Annotated in this window: 17 protein-coding genes and 1 tRNA gene; 11 read left to right on the top strand and 7 right to left on the bottom strand. The window is 71.2% G+C overall.

Annotated elements, in window-relative coordinates:
* Positions 1-26: 26 nt before the first annotated feature.
* The 4 genes from B082_RS0113840 to B082_RS40245 are packed head-to-tail and all read left to right on the top strand — an operon-like array spanning position 27 to position 6,270.
* Positions 27-887 (top strand): carbohydrate ABC transporter permease, encoded by an 861-nt coding sequence (locus tag B082_RS0113840; protein WP_026249770.1) that lies wholly within the window; start codon positions 27-29, stop codon positions 885-887.
* Between the two features lie 51 nt (positions 888-938).
* Positions 939-2,612 carry an extracellular solute-binding protein gene (locus B082_RS0113835; protein WP_018552396.1) on the top strand — a complete coding sequence of 558 codons (1,674 nt, stop codon included), beginning with the start codon at positions 939-941 and terminating at the stop codon, positions 2,610-2,612.
* Entirely contained in the window at positions 2,609-4,075 is a 1,467-nt protein-coding gene (locus B082_RS0113830) for a M1 family metallopeptidase (protein WP_018552395.1), read from the top strand. Before B082_RS0113835 ends, B082_RS0113830 begins: the two co-directional genes overlap by 4 nt.
* The gene (locus tag B082_RS40245) at positions 4,072-6,270 is read left to right on the top strand and encodes a right-handed parallel beta-helix repeat-containing protein (protein WP_018552394.1); all 2,199 of its coding nucleotides are present in this window, start codon (positions 4,072-4,074) and stop codon (positions 6,268-6,270) included. Before B082_RS0113830 ends, B082_RS40245 begins: the two co-directional genes overlap by 4 nt.
* Before the next feature lie 75 nt (positions 6,271-6,345).
* On the opposite strand, the gene B082_RS0113820 is transcribed toward B082_RS40245, so the two are convergent.
* On the bottom strand, positions 6,346-7,065 hold the full coding sequence (locus B082_RS0113820; protein ID WP_018552393.1) for a TetR/AcrR family transcriptional regulator: 720 nt from the start codon (positions 7,063-7,065) through the stop codon (positions 6,346-6,348).
* 130 nt (positions 7,066-7,195) lie between these two features.
* Between B082_RS0113820 and B082_RS0113815 the strand changes: the two genes are divergently transcribed.
* Positions 7,196-8,143, top strand: coding sequence for an NAD-dependent epimerase/dehydratase family protein (locus tag B082_RS0113815; protein WP_018552392.1), 948 nt, complete (start codon positions 7,196-7,198; stop codon positions 8,141-8,143).
* Between the two features lie 19 nt (positions 8,144-8,162).
* On the opposite strand, the gene B082_RS0113810 is transcribed toward B082_RS0113815, so the two are convergent.
* Positions 8,163-9,065 carry a transketolase family protein gene (locus tag B082_RS0113810; RefSeq protein WP_018552391.1) on the bottom strand — a complete coding sequence of 301 codons (903 nt, stop codon included), beginning with the start codon at positions 9,063-9,065 and terminating at the stop codon, positions 8,163-8,165.
* Between the two features lie 41 nt (positions 9,066-9,106).
* A complete protein-coding gene (locus tag B082_RS0113805; RefSeq protein WP_026249769.1) occupies positions 9,107-9,808 on the bottom strand; it encodes a transketolase in 702 nt (233 codons plus the stop codon).
* A gap of 127 nt (positions 9,809-9,935) precedes the next feature.
* Between B082_RS0113805 and B082_RS0113800 the strand changes: the two genes are divergently transcribed.
* Positions 9,936-10,009: transfer RNA gene (locus B082_RS0113800), tRNA-Pro, on the top strand.
* Between the two features lie 97 nt (positions 10,010-10,106).
* Here the strand turns inward: B082_RS0113800 and B082_RS36100 are convergent.
* A complete protein-coding gene (locus tag B082_RS36100) occupies positions 10,107-11,132 on the bottom strand; it encodes a Gfo/Idh/MocA family oxidoreductase (protein ID WP_018552389.1) in 1,026 nt (341 codons plus the stop codon).
* A 167-nt stretch (positions 11,133-11,299) separates the two neighbouring features.
* Between B082_RS36100 and B082_RS0113790 the strand changes: the two genes are divergently transcribed.
* Positions 11,300-12,043, top strand: a complete 744-nt coding sequence (locus B082_RS0113790; protein WP_018552388.1) for a GntR family transcriptional regulator — start codon at positions 11,300-11,302, stop codon at positions 12,041-12,043.
* 272 nt (positions 12,044-12,315) lie between these two features.
* Here the strand turns inward: B082_RS0113790 and B082_RS0113785 are convergent, their stop codons facing one another.
* The 3 genes from B082_RS0113785 to B082_RS0113775 form a co-directional block, all read right to left on the bottom strand.
* On the bottom strand, positions 12,316-12,960 hold the full coding sequence (locus B082_RS0113785; protein WP_018552387.1) for a DUF47 domain-containing protein: 645 nt from the start codon (positions 12,958-12,960) through the stop codon (positions 12,316-12,318).
* Positions 12,954-13,925 (bottom strand): inorganic phosphate transporter, encoded by a 972-nt coding sequence (locus B082_RS0113780; RefSeq protein WP_018552386.1) that lies wholly within the window; start codon positions 13,923-13,925, stop codon positions 12,954-12,956. The genes B082_RS0113785 and B082_RS0113780 overlap by 7 nt, the downstream gene beginning before the upstream one ends.
* A gap of 106 nt (positions 13,926-14,031) precedes the next feature.
* Positions 14,032-15,339 carry a phytase gene (locus B082_RS0113775; protein ID WP_018552385.1) on the bottom strand — a complete coding sequence of 436 codons (1,308 nt, stop codon included), beginning with the start codon at positions 15,337-15,339 and terminating at the stop codon, positions 14,032-14,034.
* A gap of 295 nt (positions 15,340-15,634) precedes the next feature.
* Here B082_RS0113775 and B082_RS0113770 point away from each other — a divergent pair, with 295 nt between their 5' ends.
* The 4 genes from B082_RS0113770 (at position 15,635) to B082_RS0113755 (ending at position 20,692) form a co-directional block, all read left to right on the top strand.
* Positions 15,635-16,843: an ABC transporter substrate-binding protein gene (locus B082_RS0113770; RefSeq protein ID WP_018552384.1), complete on the top strand. Its 1,209-nt coding sequence runs from the start codon at positions 15,635-15,637 to the stop codon at positions 16,841-16,843.
* A 72-nt stretch (positions 16,844-16,915) separates the two neighbouring features.
* Complete coding sequence (locus B082_RS0113765) at positions 16,916-18,769, top strand: ABC transporter permease (RefSeq protein WP_018552383.1); 1,854 nt, start codon at positions 16,916-16,918, stop codon at positions 18,767-18,769.
* A gap of 7 nt (positions 18,770-18,776) precedes the next feature.
* Positions 18,777-19,919 (top strand): ABC transporter ATP-binding protein, encoded by a 1,143-nt coding sequence (locus B082_RS0113760; RefSeq protein ID WP_018552382.1) that lies wholly within the window; start codon positions 18,777-18,779, stop codon positions 19,917-19,919.
* Positions 19,907-20,692, top strand: coding sequence for an HAD-IA family hydrolase (locus B082_RS0113755; protein ID WP_018552381.1), 786 nt, complete (start codon positions 19,907-19,909; stop codon positions 20,690-20,692). The genes B082_RS0113760 and B082_RS0113755 overlap by 13 nt, the downstream gene beginning before the upstream one ends.
* The last annotated feature ends 40 nt before the right edge of the window (positions 20,693-20,732 follow it).

The raw sequence follows: 20,732 nt of genomic DNA, 5'->3' as shown, positions 1-20,732 counted from the left end.
GCACATCCGACGGCCGGCCGCCGTGGATGGAGCGCCCGACCCGGATCGGCCAGACCGCGAAGGCCGTCGCCGTCGTCGTGGTCGTGCTCGCCGTCGCCTACCCCCTGGTCGGCGTCATCGGGACGAGCTTCGCCTCGCAGACCGACATCATCAAGAGCTCCGGCCTCGTGCTGTGGCCCGACCACCCCACCCTCGACGCCTACCGCACGATCTTCACGGGCGGAGTCGTCACCCGGGCACTGATCGTCTCCGTCGGCATCACCGTGTTCGGGACCCTCGCCAGCCTGCTCGTCACCGTCGGCATGGCGTACGGACTCTCCCGCCGCGACGTGACCGGTTCCCGCTTCATCCTGATGACGGCCCTGTTCACCATGCTGTTCAACGCCGGCATCATCCCGAACTTCCTCCTGGTCAAGGGACTGGGCCTGTACGACACCTACGCGGCGCTCGTCATGCCCACCCTGGTCAGCGCCTTCAACCTGGTCGTCCTGCGCTCCTTCTTCATGAACCTGCCGGAGGAGCTGTACGACGCCGCCAAGGTCGACGGAGCCGGCGACTTGCGCATCCTGGTGCGTATCGTCCTGCCGCTGTCCAAGGCCGTCCTCGCCGTGATCAGCCTCTTCTACGCGGTGACGTACTGGAACGCCTTCTTCAACTCGCTCCTGTACCTCAACGACTCCGACAAGTGGCCGCTGCCCATGGTGCTGCGGACCTACGTCCTCCAGGGCCAGAGCCTCAACGCGGCCTCGGCCGGCGAAGTGCTCGCCCCGCAGCAGGCCGTCCAGATGGCGGTCCTGGTGATCGCCGTCGTACCGATCCTCTGCGTCTACCCCTTCCTCCAGCGCTACTTCACCAAGGGCGTGCTCACCGGCGCAGTCAAGGGCTGAGCGCAGCCACCGCCCCCCACTCCTTCCTTTCCCTCTTCCAAGGAGATCCAGGTGCCGAGCCCCACCCCCATCAACCGCAGAGCGCTCTTCCGCCTGGGCGCCGGCGTCGGCCTCTCACTCGCCGCCGCCCCGCTCCTCGCCGCCTGCGGCGACGGCGGCACGACCGCGAAGGCAGAGGCCAAGAGCGCGTCCCTGCTCCCGAACAGCGCCATCCGCAACATCGGGCTCAACCCCGACCTCGAAGGCACCGCCGCCGGCGTCCCGCAGGGCTTCTTCAGCTACCCGGCCAAGCCGCTGCGGGCCACGAAGAACACCCCGCTCAAGGGCGCGAAGCCGATCAGCGCCACGATGGAGACGTTCTCCCCGCCGCCGCCCTCGCGCGGCAAGAACGCCGCCTGGCAGGAGATCGAGAAGCTCCTCGGCGGCCAGGTGAACATCACGGCCGTGCCCGCCGACGACTACGGCACCAAGTTCTCCACCATGGTCGCCAGCGACAGCCTGCCCGACCTCTTCATGTACCCGGAGAGTGGCGGTGTCGACAACAAGTCCGCCTTCCTCCGGGCGAAGTGCGCCGACCTGACCCCGCACCTCGCCGGGGACGCGATCAAGGACTATCCCAACCTCGCCGCGATCCCCAAGGGCGCCTGGCAGGGCGCGATCTTCGGCGGCAAGCTCTACGGCATCCCCATCGCCCGCACCGGAACCGGCGGCGCCGGGGTCTACCGCCACGACCTCTTCGAGGAGGTCGGTGTCACCAGCCTGGACCAGATCACCGACCTCGACCGCTTCGTCGAGGTGTGCAAGGAGCTGACCCGCCCCAAGAAGGACCAGTACGCGATCATCGCGGGCGCCACCACCATGCTCGCGATGTCGGCGGGCGCGCCCAGTTTCTGGCGGCTGGACGAGAAGACCGGCAAGTTCACCGCCGACCTGGAGACGCCCGAGTACCGCAAGGCGGTGGAGACGGCCCGCCTGCTGTACAAGGCCGGCTGCTACTACCCGGGCACCCTCCAGATGTCCGGGGCGCAGAAGGCCCAGTACACGGACATGTTCAAGAACGGCAAGGGCGCCTACGTGTACGACGGGATGCCCACGTACCTGGCGCCGGGCGTCGGCTACATCGCCGCGATGAAGGCGATCGACAAGAAGTACGACCCGCGCCCCTTCGTCCCGGTCGGCAGGGACGCCGTCGCCTGGATGGACAACGTCGCGCTCCAGAACACCCACATCAGCAAGGCGTCCGGGGACCGCGTCAAGGAGATCCTGGCCTTCGCCGACTTCGCGGCCTCGCCGTTCGGCAGTCTGGAGTACACCCTCATCAACTACGGCGTCGAAGGACGGGACTTCACCCGTGACGCCCAGGGCAACCCGGCCCTGACCAAGCAGGGCACCCAGGACGTCACCGTGCCCTGGAAGTTCGCCGCGTCCGCGGTGCCGGCGATCTTCAGCGCCGACTCCGAGCAGGGCGTGCGCCACGTCCACGACACGTTCACCAGGATGATCCCGATGATGGTGCCGGACCCGACGCTCCAGTACTCCTCGCCCACCTGGGACTCCAAGGGTTCGGGCAGCCTCGGCACGCTCAAGAGCGACGCCCTCAAGGACATCATCTCCGGCCGCAAGCCCATGTCCGCCTACGACCAGCTGGTCAAGGACTACCTGGCCAAGGGCGGCGAGAAGGCTCGCGGTGAGTTCGAGGAAGCCTTCCAGAAGGGGAAGAAGTGACGACACGACGCAAGGTCCTCGCACTCGGCGGTGCCACCGTGGCGGCAGCGGCCGCCGTACCCGCCCTCGGCACCCCGGCCCTGGCACGGCCGCACCAATTCGCCCCGGAGCCCGGCTCCGACGGCGTCGGCGACCCCCTGTTCCCCACGCTTGGCAACGGCGGCTACCAGGTCACCCACTACGACCTGACCTTCGACTTCACCCCGGTGACGTACGACTTCACCGGAATCGTGAAGATCAGCGCGAAGGCCACCCAGGACCTCTCCGCCTTCAACCTCGACACCGACGGCCACACCATCGACTCCGTCACCGTCGCCGGCCGCCCCGCCCGCTGGGAACTGACGCCCGGCCAGAGCGGCCAGGAGCTGACGGTCACCCCCGCCCGCCCCCTCCGCGACCACCAGGCGTTCACGGTCGAGATCCGCTACCGGGGCAACGGCAAGGCGCCCCGGCTCGGCCTGACCGGCTGGAACTTCGGCAGCGACGGCGGCTTCGCGTCGGCCGCCCAGTCCTCCCGCGCCGACACCTTCCTGCCCTGCAACGACACCCCGTCCGACAAGGCGACGTGGACCTTCCACATCACCGCCCCCAAGGGCTTCGTCGCCACCGCCAACGGCGAACTCACCCACCGCACCCCGCGCGCCGACGGCTCCACCGTCTGGCACTTCGCCCTCCGCGAGCGCATGGCCACCGAGCTCATCGGCATCGCCGTCGTCAAGGGCACCTACCTGTACGGCAGCAGCCACCGCGGCCTTCCCCTGCGCCATATCGTCCCGCAGGGCCAGGAGGACACCTACGCCCCGGTCGTCGCCCGCACCGCCGACCATCTGGCCTGGCTGGAGGCGAAGTTCGGACGTTACCCGTTCTCCGTGTACGGGCTGCACATCTACGACGGCTACACCGACGCCCTGGAGAACCAGACCCTCTCGCTCTTCGCCACCAGCTGGTTCAAGCCCAACGCCCAGGGGCAGCCCGGCTACGAGACCACCATGGTCCACGAACTCGTCCACCAGTGGTTCGGCGACTCCGTCACCCCGCACGACTGGCAGCAGGCCTGGCTCAACGAGGGCCCCGCCGTGTACTACGCGGGGCTGTACGGCGAGGAGCGCGGCTGGTCCGTACTCGCCGACAAGATGAAGGCCACCTACGAGAAGCTCGACGCCGTCCGCGCCGCCGACGGCCCGCCCGGACGGCCGGACGCGCTCGGCGGCACCAACATCTACGACGGCGGCGCCCTCGTCCTGTACGCCCTGAACCTGCGGATCGGCGGGCGCGCCTTCGACAAGGTCATGCGCGAGTGGGTGAAGCGCTACAAGGACTCCACCTACACCACCGAGGCCTTCATCCGTCACACCGTGGATGTCACACGTGACATGTCACTCGACGCGTTCCTGCGCGACTGGCTCTTCGGGGCCGTGAACCCGCCCATGCCCGGTCACCCCGACTGGAAGGCCACCGCGTGAACCGCCCCCTGAACGTCGTACGCGCCACCGCCGCCACCGCCACCGCGGTCTTCCTGGCCGCCCTTCTCGCCGCCCCCGCCGCCGGGGCCGCTCCCGGGGCCCGCACCCTGTACGCCGCCCCCGACGGCCGGGGCACCTCCTGCACCGCCGCCCGCCCCTGCACCCCCGAGGGCGCCCGCGACCTGGCCCGCACCGAGACCCGGCGGGCCGTCCGCGTACTCCTGAAGGACGGTACCTACCGGCTCGACGCGCCCCTGAGGCTCGGCGCCGCGGACTCCGGCACCACCTGGGCCGCGGCCCCCGGCGCCCACCCCGTCCTCTCCGGCGGCCAGGACATCACCGGCTGGCGGAAGAAGACCGACGGCACCTGGAGCGCGGCCGTCCCCGCCGGCACCACCCCGCGCCAGCTCTTCATCGACGGCCGGCGCGCGACCCGCGCCCGTGGCGACGCCTGCCCCGCGAGCACCTGCGACGCCACCGCCACCGGCATGACCGGCGCCACCGCGACCGGCATCGACCACTGGCAGCGCCCCACCGACGCCGAAGCCGTCATCCGCGTCCGGTGGCGCAACTACCACTGCCGGATCGCGGACGTCAGCGGCGACACCCTCACCTTCGCCCAGCCCTGCTGGACCAACTCCGCGAGCGGAACCGACCGCACCGGCCCCGCGTGGGACTCCACGGCCGTCGACTCCACCCGCTACAGCGGCGTCGCCTTCTTCGAGAACGCGCCCGAACTCCTCGACCAGCCCGGTGAGTTCGTCTGGGACTCGGCCGGCCGCACCGTCACCTACCTGCCGCGCCGCGGCGAGAACATGCGCCACGCGCGCGCCGTGACCCCGCGCACCGAACAGCTGCTCGTCATCGACGGCGGTCACGACATCACCGTCAGCGGCATCGGCTTCGCCTACGCGGCGTACCGGCAGCCCGACACCGACGAGGGCTACGCGGGCATGCAGGCCGGTCTCACCCTGACCGGTGCCACCGGCCCCGTCGACCACGCGGGCCGCTACTACACCAAGCCCGCCGCCGCGGTCACCGTACGCGGCGGCCGGCGGGTGACCATCGACACCGGCCGGTTCACCCACCTCGGCGGCGCCGGAGCGATCCTGGAAGCCGGCACGAAGGACAGCGCGCTGACCCGTTCGACGTTCACCGACCTCTCCTCGGGCGCGGTGTACGTCGGTGACACCGAGCCGATGCCCGAAGCCCCGCTCGCCGGGGAGCGCAACACCGTCGCGTACAACACCATCAGCCGCACCGGCGTCGAGTACACCGACGCGGTCGGCATCTGGGCCGGTTACGAGGCGGAGCTGACGATCGACCACAACAGCCTGGACCACCTCCCGTACTCCGCGATCTCCGTCGGCTGGGGCTGGAACCAGCCCGAGGCGCAGAAGTCCGTGCTCCGCGACAACAAGGTGACGGACAACCGCATCACCGACGTCATGGAGGTCGCGCGCCAGCAGCACGACGGCGGCGCCATCTACACCCAGGGCGCACAGCCCGGCACGGTCCTGAGCGGCAACTACATCAACCGCTCCGCGTACGGCAACACCGAGCGCGACGGCAACGGCATCTACCTGGACGAACAGTCCTCGCACATCACCGTCGAGAAGAACGTCATCACCCGCATCGGCTACAAGTGGGTCTCCAACTGGGCGGACTACGGCATCGAGAACACCGCGCGCGGCAACTGGACCGACACCGCCGCACCCGAACTCGGCGGGACGGGCTCCGTCATGACGGGCAACCACACCGGTCTCGACCGGCTCCCGGCGGCGGCCCTCGCCGTCGCGGCCCGCGCCGGCGCGCACGGCGGCCCGGTCGAACAACTGCGCACCGACCTGGCGCGTAAGGGCACGGCCACCCAGTCCTCCACCGACGGCACGGCCACGGCCGGTCTCGCCCTGGACGCCGACACCAACACCGACACCGCGACCCTCTCCGAGGACGGCGCCTGGTGGCAGGTGGACCTGGGAGCCGTACGCCGCATCCGGCAGGTCGAGGTCTGGAACGACGCTTCCTCCACCACCGCCGACTTCGACATCGTCACCGACGACGCCACCGTCCACGTCAGCGGCAAGGCGCTGCGCCCCACCGTCGTGAACCTGGACAGCCGGACCCGCACGGTGCGGATCGTGACGTCCGGCACGGGCCGGGTTGCCCTGTCCCAGGTGCTCGTCCACCCCTGACACCCGCCGCCCAGCAGCCGTACACCTGCCGCGCCCGGTCCGACGACCGGGCGCGGCAGGCGCGTTGCGGACGGCTCACTCCAGGCCGAAGGCGTCCGCCAGCATGCCGGTCTGGGCCGCGAGCAGGGTCTGACCGTCATGGCCCATGCCCGCGAACTGCCCCGCCACCTCCAGGCCCACCGCCCCGTGCAACTGCGCCCACGCCAGCAGCGCGCCGGCCAGTGCGGCGGCCGACGTCTGCGGGTCGCCCGCGGTGTCCGGCGCGTAGCCGGCCACCCAGGCGCCCACGCCGGCGTCCGCCTCCAGCCATGCCGTCATCCGGTCCACCACCGAGGCCACACCCGCCCCCGGCGAACCGCCCGCGAACACCGGCAGGAACGGCCCGAGCACGGCACGGGCGCGCTCCAGGGTGTCGGCGGGGGCCACATACCCCGGCACCGGAGAGCCCTGGATCAGCAGATAGCGGTGCGGCTGGGTGATCGCCCAGCCGCGGTAGGCCCCGGCCAGTACACGCAGCCGCTCACGCGGGGCCCGGTCCTCGGCCGTGGCCGCCGCCGCGCCGATCGCGGTGGCGGCGTCGTCGTACGCGTCCCGGATCAGGGCGCTCAGCAGGTCGTCGCGGCTGGCGAAGTAGCGGTAGAGAGCGGGGCCCGACAGGCCCATCTCCTTGGCGATCCGCGTGAGCGCGAGCGCCGCCACGCCACCGTCGGCGAGCTGCCGCAGCGCCACTTCCTTGATCTCCGCCCGGGTCTGCTCCCGGTACCGGGCCCGCGGCCCCTGCTGCGTCTCCGCCATTCCCGGCCCTCTCGCTAGGCAAGCTCACTTCAGTTACGGAGTCTAACAAGGGCTATTGCGACGCGCTATCGCAAGAGTTATGGTCAATAACGAAAGCGATGAGCAGTCACCAGCAATCACGGGAGTCCTCATGACCGCAGCACGTGATCTCCACGTAGTCCTCGGCGCCGGCCCCGCCGGCACCGCGCTCGCCGCGGAGCTGATCCGGCGGGGCCACCAGGTCCGACTGGTGGACCGGTCCGGCGGCGGGGACGCCCCGGCCGGCGTCCAGCGGTTCGCCGCCGACGTGTCGACCACCGAGGGAGCACGCGCCGCGCTCGACGGGGCGGCGGTCGCCTACCACTGCGTGAACGTCGGCTATCACCTCCAGGTCGAGGTCATGCCCCGCATCCAGCGGGCCGTCCTCGCGGCGGCCGAGGCGGCCGGCGCCCGCCTCGTCGTCCTCGACACGCTCTACCCGTACGGCGAGACGCACGGCGCGGTGATGACCGAGGACACCCCGTGGAACGCGACCACCCGCAAGGGCCGCATGCGCGCGGAGCTGGACACCGGCTACCTCGCCGCCCACGAAGCGGGCCGGCTGCGCGTCGTGCTGGGCCGGTCCGCCGACTTCGTCGGCCCCGGCGTCCTCAACTCCACTCTCGGCGGGGCGGTCTTCCCGGCAGCGCTCACCGGGGGAGAGGTCCCGGCGCTCGGCGACATCGACCTGCCGCACAGCTACACGTACATCGGCGACGTGGCGGCGGGCCTCGCGACGCTCGGCGGGAACCCGGACGGGGACGGCCGCGTCTGGCACCTGCCCACGGCGCCCGCGCTCACCACCCGCCGGATCCTGGACCTGGTGGCGGAGCGCGTCGGCCGCCCCCTGAACCTCACCGTCGTCGCGGAGCCGCGCCCGTTCGGCCCGTTCGACGAGGTGTTCATGGCGGAGTACGCCGAGATGTTCTACCAGCACACGGAGGCGCAGATCGTCGACTCATCGGCCATCGAGAAGGCGTACGGCCTCGCCCCGAACCCGATGCCGGCCACCCTCGACGCCACACTCGCCTGGTACGGAGAACTGCTCGCCGCGCACTGAGCCCGCCGGGCGCTCCGCCCTAACGGCCCAGGAACCGGCCGATCCGCTCGCGGAGCCCGTGCGGGTCCAGGCCGTGGGCCGCGAGGTGCTCGTCCATCGTCCCGTACCTGCGCAGCTCCTCGCGGGCCACGCCGAGCCCCAGGATCCGGTGGGGGAGCGCCGCCAGCGCGTCGTTGACGGCCGCCGTGGACGTGCCCGCCAGGTAGGGCTCGACGATCACCACCTCACCGGCCGGCCGGTCGCCCACCGCCCGGCGCAGGCCCTCCCCGTCGAACGGGCGCACCGTCGTCGCGTACAGCACGGTGACATCGAGCCCCTGGGTGGCGGCCAGGACGTTGTCGAGCATCGGCCCGACGGCGACGACCACACCGCCCGTACCCTCGCGCACCGTGCTGAACCCGCCGGCCCCGCCGACCGGACGCGCCGACCGGTTCGACTGCAACGAGAGCCGCACGTACACCCGCCCCTCCCCGGCGGCGGCCTCCCGCAGCAGGGTCTCGGCCTCGTCGGGGTGGCCCGGCACGTGCACCGTCCAGCCGTCCAGCGTGTCCATCAGCGCCACGTCCCCCGGCGCCATGTGCGTGAATCCGCCGGCCGGCCAGTCGTACGAGGCGCCCGCGCTCACCAGCACACCGCCGACCCCCTGGTGCCCGAAGTCCAGCTTGACCTGCTCGAACGGCCGCTCCACCAGGAAGCTCGCGAACGTGTGCACGATCGGCCGCATGCCGGTGAGGGCCATACCGGCCCCGGCCCCGACGAGCAGCTGCTCCCGGATGCCGACGTTGACGACCCGGTCCGGATGGTCCCGCTCCGCCTGGGCGAAGCCGTCCCGGCTGATCTCCGCCAGTACGAGCGCCAGCCGGGGGTCCTCGTCGAGCAGGCTTGCGGTGGTGGCGATGAAACGGTCACGCATGGTGTCCATGGGGGGCGTCTTCTTCCTCTCGTCTTCCACTGGTGGTGCGCTCACTGCTTGGGGGCGACGCGGGCGACGACGGCCCGGGGCCGGCCCGGATGCGGCGCGGTGAAGGCCGCGTACAGCGCCTCGTGGTCCCGCCCGTCCACGGAGCCGACCGACCAGCCCGCCGTCGCGAACCGCTCGGCGATGCCCCCGGGGCGGCCGTACGACGCCGACGCGTTGTCGATCACGACGGTGTGCAGCTGCTCCAGCCCGGTCGGTCCGGCGAACGCGATGGCCTCGTGATTGCTCCCCTCGTCCAGCTCGGCGTCCCCGGTGAGCACCCACACCCGCGGGCCGGTCAGCCCCTGGGCGCGCAGCCCCAGCACGCTGCCCACGGCCAGCGGCAGCCCGTGCCCCAGTGACCCGCTGCCGATCTCGGCCCCCGGCACGAGCATCCGGTCGGGGTGGTGCCCGAGCGGCGAGTCGTACGCTCCGAAGCCGGTCAGCGACTCCTCGCCGAGGAATCCGTGCGCGGCGAGGACCGCGTAGTACGCCATCGGCCCGTGCCCCTTGGAGAGCAGGAAGCGGTCCCGCCCCGGATCGTCCACGGTCTGCGGAGTCACCCGCAGCACCCGGTCGTACAGCACCCACAGGGCGTCCAGGGTCGAGGTGGCGGCGGATCCGTGCTTCTCGTCGCCGGTCATCAGGCTCATCAGCCGGGGCAGATCGCGGTAGGCGGGCCCCGGCGCTGCAGTCGTCCTTGTCATGCTGAAAGCGTTGAACATCAACCTAGGTCGAGGTCAAGCGCCCAAAGGGGTTCGTGACCACCCGATGAAGTGCGGTATTGTTCTCTTGCGCGATCAGCCAGGGGGAATCCCCAGGTCAGACGGGCATCGGGACGTGGCGCAGCTTGGTAGCGCACTTGACTGGGGGTCAAGGGGTCGCAGGTTCAAATCCTGTCGTCCCGACTGGAGACAGTCGTAGATCAGGGGCCGGTTTCGGAGCAATCCGAAACCGGCCCCTGATCGTTTCCGGGGGCCTGCGGGCCGGTTCGTGCGGCGCCGCTCAGCCCCGCCGGTTGCCGAGGGCGTGGGGCCGTGCGGGTGCGGAGACCGCGACGGGGCGGCCCTCGGCCCGCGAGCGGGTGGCGGCCTCGGCCACGGCCAGCGCGGCGCGGGCGTCCTCACCGGTGCAGGGGCTGGGGCGGATGCCTGCCACGACCTCGGTGAAGGCGGTGAGTTCGGCGCGGTAGGCGTCCTGGAAGCGCTCCATGAAGCCCGGGTACGGGGTGCCGGCCGGCCAGGCCGTCCCCTCGGCCGAGGTCAGCGGGGCCTGCTCGGTCAGTCCGGCGACGACGGTCCCCTCGGAACCGCAGACCTCCAGGCGTACGTCGTAGCCGGCGCCGTTGTAGCGGGTGGCGGTGCAGGTGGCCAGGGTGCCGTCGTCCAGGGTGAGGACGGAGACGGCGGTGTCGACGTCCTGGGCGGCGGCGAAGAACTCCTCGCCCCGGTTGGCGCCGGTCGCGTAGACCTCGGTGATCTCGCGGCCGGTGACCCAGCGGACGATGTCGTAGTCGTGCACGGAGCAGTCCCGGAAGATCCCGCCCGAACCCGGGATGTAGCCGGGGTGCGGGGGAGTCGGGTCGGACGTGCAGGCCCGCAAGGTGTGGGTCCAGCCGAGCCTGCCGGACGCGACGGCCTCGCGCGCCGCCCGGTAGCCGGCGTCGAAGCGGCGCTGGAAACCGATCTGCAAGGGGGCGCCGGAACCCTCCAGCGCGGACAGCACCCGGTCGGTCTCGTCCAGGGTGGAGGCGACCGGCTTCTCGCAGAAGGCGGGCAGCCCCACGCGGTGGGCGGCGAGGATCAGCTCCGCGTGGGAGCCGGTGGGGGCCGCGATGACGATTCCGTCCAGACCGGCGCCGAGCAGCGCGTCGAGCCCGTCGGCGCACTCCGCCCCGACGGCGTCCGCCGCGGTGCGGGCGGAGCGTGCGTCGGGATCATGGACGATCAGGCCGGTGACGGCCGGCAGGGCGGCCAGTGTCGAGGCGTGGAACGCGCCGATACGGCCCGTACCGATGAGTCCAATGCGCATGTGCCGAACCTTTCGTGCGGGCAGGAAGGGGGCCGAGGACGGCCCAGCTGTTTTCTATCCCCTGAGGAAGCAAAAGGGCAAGGGTTTGTTCAGACATAAAGACGTACGGAACTAATGGGGACTGAGGCATACTGTCGGATGTCGGCAGCAGAGCGCGGGAGGGTGACGTGGAACCGCTCACGAAGAAGATCACGATCGACCGGAGCAGTCCGGTCCCCCTGTACTTCCAGTTCGCCCAGCAGTTGCAGAACCTCATCGAGGCGGGGGAGTTGCCGCCCGGCACCAGGCTGAGCAACGAGATCGTCATGGCCGACGAGTTCGGGCTGTCCCGCCCGACCATGCGCCAGGCCATGCAGCACCTCGTCAACAAGGGGCTGCTGGCCCGCAAGAGGGGCGTGGGCACCCAGGTCGTCACCAACCGGATACGGCGTCAGGTCGAGTTCACCAGCCTCTACGAGGACCTGGAACGGGACGGCCGTCGCCCGACCACGCAGGTGCTCTCCGTCGAGACCGCGCCGGCCGAGGCGGCCGTCGCCACCGCACTCGGTCTGGAGGAGGGGAAGCCGGTGGTGTCCATCGAGCGGCTGCGCCTCGCCGACGACCAGCCGATCGCCCTGCTGCACAACTACCTTCCGCAGGGCGTGATCGAGCTCGACCTGGAGGCACTGGCCGAGGGGGGCCTGTATCAGCAGATGCGCCGGTCCGGGGCCGCTCTGAGTACCGCCGAACAGACCATCGGAGCCCGGAGGGCGACGGCCGCCGAGGTCCGGCTGCTCGACGAGACCCGCGGTGCCACCCTGCTCACCATGACCCGCACCGCCTTCGACGGCTCCGGGAAACCGGTCGAGTACGGATCGCATGTCTACCGCGCCTCCCGCTATTCGTTCGAGATGACCGTCGCGGCCCACTGACGTGCGGGCGGGCCGGGTGCGCCCGTGCGTGCGGGGCGGGCCGGCGGCGTACGGCTCAGGCTCAGGGCCTGTCCGGCGGACCTTCGCGGGCCCGCGACGCCTGGCACGCACTCTCGCCGTACGCCCGAATCACCCGAGTACGTCCAGTACGAGGGCGATTCGGGCGCACGCCGAGGAGTGGGGTCTCCCCTGTTCGAGCGGAGCCGAGAACTCGGGGATGCACCGGACGCCGCGGGCTGATCCACGAAGATCCGCCGGACAGGGCAATACACCTAGTGCCCGCGCTTGAGCAGGGCGTCGGACAGGTCGGCGGCGGCGTCGTTCAGGCGCCGCCCGATGCCGTCGAGACGGCGCAGCAGCTCCCGGCGGCTGAGCGTGCCGGCGCTCAGTTCCTCGCGGAACAGTGCGGCGACGGCCTCCTGGTACGCGCGTCGCACCCGCCCCGCCGCCTTACGGGCGGCCATGGCGCCCCGGTGCACCAGGCCGGGGTCGCCCAGCAGTTCGGCGACCGCCCCGCGCAGGGAGACCAGGCCCTCGCGCACCGCCCGCAGAGCGGGCAGGTCGGCCGGGTCGCCGGGCATGCCGAACAGGTCGGTCTCCCGGACGAGGTCCCGCAGACCGTCGAGGACGTCGTCGACGGACCGGGAGAAGCGGTAGAGATCCTCGCGGTCGATCGGCGTGGTCAGGGTCGTGAACAGCTCGGCGACCAGCGCGGCCCGGTGTTCGTCGCCCTCGTGCTCCACATCGGCCATGCGTACGCGTGCCTCGGCCGGGGCGATGCGCCCGGCGGCGAGGTCCGCAGCGAGGTCGACTCCCTTGACGGTCGCGTCCAGTTGGGCGGTGAGCAGGCCGATGGTTCTGCGGTGCGAGCGTCCGGTGAGGTCGCCGATGACGCGGCGCACGGTCGCGCTCACCATGAGGTGACTCCCTTGAGGATCAGGCCGGCCAGGGCGCCGGCGGCGAAACTGGCCGGCAGCGTCACCAGCCAGGCGGTCAGCAGCGGGACGGTGAACTGCCAGCGCAGGCGGCCGCCGCCCTCGCTGACGCCGGTACCGACCAGCCCCCCGGCCACGGACTGGGTCATGCTCACCGGCATACCGAAGCCGGCCGTGGAGAGCACCGCGGCGGACGAGGCGAATTCGGCGGACATCACCTGCCAGGGCCGGGTGGTGAGCAGCCTGCTGGTCGCGCCGCGGGCGACCCTGCGCGCCCCCGCCATGGCGCCCGCAGCGAACACCGCGGCCACCATGACGTCACCGGCCTGCCACGGCTCCGGCATCAGAGCGTCCCCCGCGAAGGCCACGGCGACCACCGCGAACATCTTCTGCCCGTCATTGGCCGCGTAGGCCAGGCACTGGGATCCGAAGGCCGCCAGCTGCAGTCCGCTCACCACGCGCGGCATGCCGCGCAGTGAGGGGGCCCGGTGCAGCGCGCGCCCGATGAGCCAGCCGGCTCCCGCCCCCACCAGGGGCGCGGCGGCGCCGATGGCCAGCACCACCCCGAGGTGTCCCCATGCCGGACGGACCCCGAGGGCGACATCCGCACCGGCCAGCGCGCCCAGGACGGACAGGGTCAGTGAGGTGGGAACGCCGCGCCAGGTCAGCAGCAGGACCAGGGCGACCGAGGCCCCGGCGCCCGCCAGGAACACCAGTCGGGCGGCGCCGGGCGGACCCTCACCGAGGCGTCCGGTGAAGGTGCGGGCGACGGCTAGGCCGAAGATGTCCGGTCCCAGCCCGACCGCCAGGACGAGCAGCGCGAGGAGGAGCCCCGCCGAGCGGCTGCGGTGCCGTACGGCGAGCTCCAGCAGAGCACCGCCGTCGTTGGCTCCGCAGATGAAGACGAAGGCGACGGCGGTGACGCACAGGGCGACGGTGACGGTCACGCGGGGCCTCTCTCACGGCCGGACGCGGAGCGCGGCCGGCCCACGGGTCCGTGGCGGGGGGAGGAGTGGGCGGCGTCCGCCGCCCACCCCCGGGTGGGCCGTCCGGTCAGCGGACCCCGGCGGCGCGCAGCACGTCGGACAGGTCGACGAGCTTGTAGTTGGTGTCGGTGCGGTCGCCGTCGTCACCGGTCGCCGGGGCGTTGTAGCCGTCCTGCGCCACGAACAGGCCGTGCGGGAAGGCGGTCCCGAGCGCCTGGCCCGTGGCGGCGATGCCGTCTGTCTCCTCGGAGCCGTCGACGGACGGGCCGGAAGCGACCCGGAAGGCCCCGGTCCACCGGTCGCCGCGCGAGGTGTCGTAGACCGAGTAGGTGTAGTCGCCCTGGCTGGAGACGATCAGGTACTGCCGGCCCGAGGGCGCGCGGAACAGGGTGAGTCCCTCGGCGTCGGCGACGAGATGGTCGCCGCCGTAGCCGGGATCGGCTCCGGGCACGCACTCGTCGCTGACCGGGTCGTACACCGCGGGGACGCCGAACTGGTCGGTGCGGTCGACCAGTGCGGGTGTGCCCGTCAGGTTCGCGGATATCTTCCAGATGCCGACGTCCTCCTGGCCCAGGTAGGCCACGCCCCGGGCGGCGTCCACCGTCAGTCCCTCGATCTGCGGGCCGTTGCCGGGGTCCTCGCACGGGCTCCAGGTGCCGCCGGGGGTGTGGAAGGTGCTCGGCAGCGTGAGCGTGCGGACCTTCCGGTAGGTAACGGTGCCCGCGGGCGTCACCTGGATCTCGAACAGTCCCACGTCGGCGGTGTGGCGGCGGCTGGCGAGCAGGTACGAGCGGCCGGTGCGCGGGTCGCGCCAGGCGGCGGTGCCGTAGGCCGTGTACTGGTCGTCGACGTCGGCCTCGGACGCGGAGAAGGCGCGCGGGACGGCGGCGTCGGTGACCTCGGTCAGCGGTGCGGCCGGCCGTCTGGGATCGATCCGGTAGAAGTGGACGCGGTCGCGCCCGCGGTCGGTGACCACGGCGACGTCCGAGCGCCGGCCGTCGGGGAAGCGCACACCGGTGAGCACGTCCACGTTGTTGAAGCGGCCCGGAGCGGATCCGGCCGCGGGGGCGGACGGGGCCGGGAGGGACTGCACCAGCGAGCCGTCGAGGCGGTAGACGTCCAGGCCGCCCTGCTTGGCCGTGCCCAGCACCAGGCTGGAGCCGGGGTGCGCGGAGTTGTACCAGATCGCGGGGTCGTCGGCGTTGGAGTTGTTGCCGGCGTCGTCGTCGAAGAGTGCCGGGGTCTCGGCCTTGGCGTAGACCGGCGGAACGGAGTGGTTGCCGGGGAGCGGGGGCGTCGAAGCGGTGGCGGTCGTGGCGGTCAGCGCCGTCGCGAGCACGGCGAGGCCGGCGGCCAGGCGGGTACGTCTGTGCATGGTTCCTCCTTGACGGAAGTGGGTCACGCATCGATGGGGACGGACCTTACATAAGAATGTGCTGACAAATAAAGAGGCGCGTCAACGGTGCGTCATTCCTCTCCGGCCGGAGGGGAGATGGCCAACAGGTTGCCACGCGGTGAACACCGCGTGTTCTGTTTTCATGCTGATGTCTTGACATAGTCCTTCGGGCAGGTCGAAGCTGTCGGGCATCAGGTCGCCGAGCGGTGCTCGCTGGCCTCGGACCACGCCATTCGAGCCCGGAATCCCCCGGGACACCGCGGGAGGTCACACCATGCCCAGCTTTTCTTTCGGAGCCGTCGCCCGGTCCGGCGGCCGACGTCGGCGCATCGCCGTATCCCTCGCCCTCGCGGGTGCGCTCGGCGCCGCCGCGGCCTGCGCGCCGTCCAGCGCCCCGGCCGGTGGGGACGCCGAAGCCAAGGCGAGCGCGAAGCCGCAGATCGACGCCGACTTCGACCTGGACGCGCTCGTCGCCGAGGCGAAGAAGGAGGGCAGCGTCACCGTCTACGACAGCACCGGTGACATCACCAAGACCGCCGCGGCCTTCACCGCCGAGTACGGCATCAAGGCCACAGGAGTCAAGAGCAAGGTCGGCGACACCCTGGAGAAGATGACCCGGGAGAACCAGGCCGGAAACGTCACCATCGACGCCACCTTCTACGAGGACGGGCCCTCACTCGTCGGCCAGTTGCTGGCACAGAAGGTCGTCTACACCTGGATACCCGGCAGCCTCGCCCAGGACATCCCCGCCGCCCGGCAGAGCCCCCTGCAGATCCTGTCCAAGGGCAACATGTGGATCTACAACCCCAAGCTGTTCCCCAAGGGCTGTCCGGTGAACAACATCTGGGACCTGGCCGACCCCGCCTGGAAGGGCAAGGTCGCCATGCAGGACCCGCTGGGCAAGCCCAACATCGTCGAGTTCTTCAACCAGCTGAAGGCCGGCGGAGACACCCAGCTGCGGCAGGCGTACAAGACGAAGTACGGGAAGGAACTGCCCTCCGGGGACTCGGCCGGGGAAGCCTGGATCAAGGCACTGGCCAAGAACAACCCGATCCTCACCTCGTCCGACGACGACGCCGCAGCCGCGGTCGCCTCCCCGAACCAGACGAAGGACCGCGTCGCGCTCGTGTCCAACGCGAAGTTCCGTGACGTGAAGGACAAGAACTACAGCATGCGGGTCTGCGCCGGGATGCAGCCCTGGGCCGGATACCAGTACCCGAAGTACGCGGCCGTCGCCGCCAAGACCGAGCACCCCGCCGCGGCGAAGCTGTTCGTGTACTTCATGCTCACGCAGGACGGCGTGGACACCCAGCTGGGCACCGGCGGCGTCCCCGGCAACCCGACGCTGAAGCAGGGCTCCGTCATGCCGGAGGGCCTCACCGACTGGAACAAGCAGCTCTTCGTCTTCGATCCGGCCGGGCTCAGCAGCGACTTCGACAACCTCCAGCCGACGCAGGACCTCTGGCGCCTCAACCACGGCTGATCGACCGCCGGCCCGTCCGCCCGGACCGGGCCGGCCCGCACACGGACACGGACACGTTACGGAGAACCGCGTATGGCCGCCGCCACCCGTTCACCAGACACCGCCCCACCCGAAGAAGACGGGCCGGCGGGGACCCGGCTCAGCCGACTGCGCTACCGGCTGAGCGTCCTACGGCACGAGCCGACGCACCTTCTGGGCGTCCTGCTCGTCATCGCCCTCCTCTACCTGGTCCTCGCGCCGCTGATCGCGGTGCTCTCCGACTCCACGCAGGTGCAGTACGGCGACGAGAGCCAGGCCCGGCAGACACCCGGCAGCCTCACCAGCTACTACTTCTGGCGGGTCTTCCGCTCGCCGGTGGCCAAGATGCTGTTCTGGCAGCCCCTGCTGCACACCGTCGTGGTGGCACTCGGGGTCACGGTCGTGGCCGTGCTGCTCGGTGGTTCCATGGCCTGGCTGCTGACCCGCACCAACGTGGTGGGCCGCAAGTGGCTGTCCACCGCGCTCGTCGTGCCGTACATGCTGCCGTCCTGGACCTTCGCGCTGGCCTGGCTGGCGCTCTTCAAGAACGACTCCTCCGGCGGACAGATCGGCATCCTGGAGTCGTGGGGCGTACACACGCCCAACTGGCTGGCGTACGGCCAGGTACCGATCATCCTCTGCCTCGGCCTGCACTACTACCCGTTCGTCCTCCTGCTCTTCGGCAACGCGCTGCGCCGCATCGACAGCCAGCTGGAGGACTCCGCGCGCATCCTGGGTGCCGGCCGCCGCACGGTCGCCGGCCGGATCACCCTCCCGCTGATGCTGCCGTCGCTGTCCTCCTCGGTCCTGCTGGTCTTCGGCCGGATCCTCGGCACCTTCGGCACGCCCTACATCCTGGGCCTGCCCGTCGACTACAGCCTGCTCTCCACCTCGCTGTTCCGGGCCGTCAACAGCCACCAGCGCGGCGTCACCGCCGTGCTGACCGCGGTCATCGTGGTCATCGGGGTGCTGGTGATCCTCCTCGACACCCGGCTCGCCAGGGAGCAGAAACGGTTCATTACGGTGGGCGGGAAGGGCGCCATGGACCGGGTGGCCGCCCTCGGGCGCTGGCGCTGGCCCGCACTCGGCGCCGCGCTGGCCGTGTTCACCGCGGGCGTCGTCATACCGGTGGCCACCCTCGCCCTGTCGACGGTCACCAAGACGCCCGGCGTCTTCCGCGCCGACAACTTCACCCTCAAGTACTGGATCGGCTCCCACCTCTCGGGTGCCCCCGGCTTCCCGCACGGCGTGCTGCGCGGCAGCGAACTCTACGAAGCCGCGTGGAACAGTCTGCGCATCGTCGGCCTCGCCTCACTCATCTGCGGTGTCGTGGGACTCCTCGTCGGCTACGTCGTGGTCCGCGCCGGCGGCAGCAGAATCGGCTCGCTCCTGCGGCAGATCAGCTTTCTGCCGTACATGGTGCCGGGCATCGCCTTCGCGGCGGCCTTCCTCTCCCTGTTCGCCGTACGCCGCGGACCGATCCCCGCCCTGTACGGCTCGGTCAGCCTGCTGGTGCTCGTCCTGGCCGTCACCCACCTGCCCTACGCCTCGCGTTCGGGCATCAGCGCCATGACACAGCTCGGCCGGGAACCCGAGGAGGCCGCGCAGATATCCGGGGCCGGCTGGTTCACCCGGCTGCGCAAGATCATCATCCCGATCCAGCGCGGTGCCCTGACCACCGGCGTGATCCTGCCGTTCATCTCGGGCCTGAAGGAACTGAGCATCGTCATCATGCTCACCACCACCGGCACCCAGCTGCTGACCACCCTGTCGATCAACCTCGTCGACTACGCCTACGACCAGATGGCCAACGCGGTGGTGCTCGTCATCGCCCTGGTCTCCTTCCTCGCCACCTACCTCACCCAGCGCCTGACCAAGACCAACCTGTCGTCCGGACTCGGAGGCTGAAGACGTCATGCCGACCATCACACTCTCGGCGGTGCGCAAGAGCTACGGCTCCGGACCGCCCGCGGTCGACAACCTGGACCTGGAGATCCCCGACGGCTCGTTCACGTGCCTGCTCGGCCCCTCCGGGTGCGGCAAGACCACCACCCTGCGCATGATCTCCGGGCTGGAGTCGCTCAACGCCGGCACCATCACCGTCGGCGGACGCATCATGGACTCCACCATCGACGGCGTCTTCGTCCCGCCGGAGAAGCGCGGCATGGGCCTCGTCTTCCAGAACTACGCGCTCTGGCCGCACCTGACAGTCGCCAAGAACGTCGAGTTCGGCCTGCGGGTCCGCAAGGTCAAGGCGGCCGAGCGCACCGAACGCGCCGCCGCCGCGCTGAAGATGATGCAGATCGAGTGGGCCGCCGACCGCTACCCCGCCCAGCTCTCCGGCGGCCAGCAGCAGCGCGTGTCCCTCGCCCGCATGCTCGCCGTCAACCCGAACGTACTGCTGCTCGACGAACCGCTCTCCAATCTCGACGCCCAGCTCCGGCTGGACATGCGGGCCGAGCTCAAGCGCATCCACGACGAGACCGGCCACACCATCGTCTTCGTCACCCACGACCAGTTGGAGGCCATGACCATGGCCACCCACGTCGTGGTGATGAACAAGGGGCTCGTCCAGCAGATGGCCCCGCCCATGGAGGTCTACAACCGGCCGGCCAACACCTTCGTCGCCCGCTTCGTCGGCAGCCCCCCGATGAACCTCTTCGAGGCCGGGGGCGACGCCTTCACCGAGACCGCCCGCGACCGGGTCCTGGCCGAACGCCCCGACCTCACCGGCCGGCTCGCCACCATCGGCGCCCGCCCCGAGAACCTGCGGCTCCTGGACGAGGGGGACCGGCCGCCCGCGGGGGCCCTCGTCTTCGACGCCACCGTGAAGACCGCGCTGCCCACCGGATCCAGCTGGACCGTACTGGTGAGCGCCGGGGACACCGAGCTGTACCTCGTCTCGTACTCCGACGTGTGCGCCGCCCCGGGAACGGCCGTGCGCTGCGCTGTCCGCACGAGCGACCTGCACCTGTTCGACGCGTCGGGGGACCGGCTGCCCGACGAAGCGGCCGACGCCGCACTCACGAAGGAGAACACCGCCACATGGGCCAGCTGACCCGACCCACAGCCCTCCTGCTCGACTTCGGCGGGGTGGTCGTCGCCACGACCAACCGGCCCGCCTGGGCGCACGAACTCGCCACCGAACTGCACACCGCACTCAGCGCGGCCGGCTGCCACGAACTGAGCGTCGACCACATCGAGGCGGACCTCAGGGCGGGCTCGGCCGCCGACTCGCACTGGAAGAACGCGATGAGCCGGCCGGCCGCACCCGAGGAGATGACCCACCAGCGCTACTGGAGCGAATTCGTCGCCGCGGACTGGCCGCCCGCGGCACTCGCCTGGGTGACCGCGCACGCCGATCCGCTCTGCCACCGGCTCGGCGAACTCAAGCAGGACCGCGCCACCCGCTCCGGCATGTCCGAACTCCTCGACACCTGCGACGACCTCGGCATCGCCGTCGGCATCGTCTCCAACGCCCTCGCCGGATCGGTGCACCGCGACTACATGGCCGAACACGGCCTCGACAAGCGGGTGGCGGTGCAGGTCTACAGCGACGAGGTCGCCGTCCGCAAACCCAACCCCGAGATGATCCGCATCGCCGCCCGCGCCCTGAACACCGACCCGGCCGGCTGCTGGTACGTCGGCGACAACTACGACCGCGACGTGCTGTGCGGCAGGCGCGCCGGGGCCGGCGCCACCGTCCTGATGGAGGCCCGCGGCACCTACGACCGCCCCTACGTCGTCCAGGCCGAGCCCGACGCCGTCGTCGCCGACCCGGACGGACTGCGCGCACTGCTCCTCGGGGCAGCGGCCCCGCAGGCCCGATGACGGCAGCCGGCCCGTCGGCCCCCGGCACCGCCCGGGGGCG

This window comes from Streptomyces sp. ATexAB-D23, assembly GCF_000373645.1.
GTDB lineage: Bacteria > Actinomycetota > Actinomycetes > Streptomycetales > Streptomycetaceae > Streptomyces > Streptomyces castrisilvae.
The sequence above is the reverse complement of the archived record's forward strand: the minus strand, read 5'-3'. Positions and strand labels throughout refer to the sequence as shown.

Coding starts and splice junctions, on each gene's coding strand:
- B082_RS0113840 (WP_026249770.1), top strand. CDS start 27: ATGGAGCGCCCGACCCGGATCGGCCAGACCGCGAAGGCCGTCGCCGTC.
- B082_RS0113820 (WP_018552393.1), bottom strand. CDS start 7,065: ATGGCGGAGACGCAGCAGGGGCCGCGGGCCCGGTACCGGGAGCAGACC.
- B082_RS0113815 (WP_018552392.1), top strand. CDS start 7,196: ATGACCGCAGCACGTGATCTCCACGTAGTCCTCGGCGCCGGCCCCGCC.
- B082_RS0113810 (WP_018552391.1), bottom strand. CDS start 9,065: ATGGACACCATGCGTGACCGTTTCATCGCCACCACCGCAAGCCTGCTC.
- B082_RS0113805 (WP_026249769.1), bottom strand. CDS start 9,808: ATGACAAGGACGACTGCAGCGCCGGGGCCCGCCTACCGCGATCTGCCC.
- B082_RS36100 (WP_018552389.1), bottom strand. CDS start 11,132: ATGCGCATTGGACTCATCGGTACGGGCCGTATCGGCGCGTTCCACGCC.
- B082_RS0113785 (WP_018552387.1), bottom strand. CDS start 12,960: ATGGTGAGCGCGACCGTGCGCCGCGTCATCGGCGACCTCACCGGACGC.
- B082_RS0113775 (WP_018552385.1), bottom strand. CDS start 15,339: ATGCACAGACGTACCCGCCTGGCCGCCGGCCTCGCCGTGCTCGCGACG.
- B082_RS0113770 (WP_018552384.1), top strand. CDS start 15,635: ATGCCCAGCTTTTCTTTCGGAGCCGTCGCCCGGTCCGGCGGCCGACGT.
- B082_RS0113765 (WP_018552383.1), top strand. CDS start 16,916: ATGGCCGCCGCCACCCGTTCACCAGACACCGCCCCACCCGAAGAAGAC.
- B082_RS0113760 (WP_018552382.1), top strand. CDS start 18,777: ATGCCGACCATCACACTCTCGGCGGTGCGCAAGAGCTACGGCTCCGGA.
- B082_RS0113755 (WP_018552381.1), top strand. CDS start 19,907: ATGGGCCAGCTGACCCGACCCACAGCCCTCCTGCTCGACTTCGGCGGG.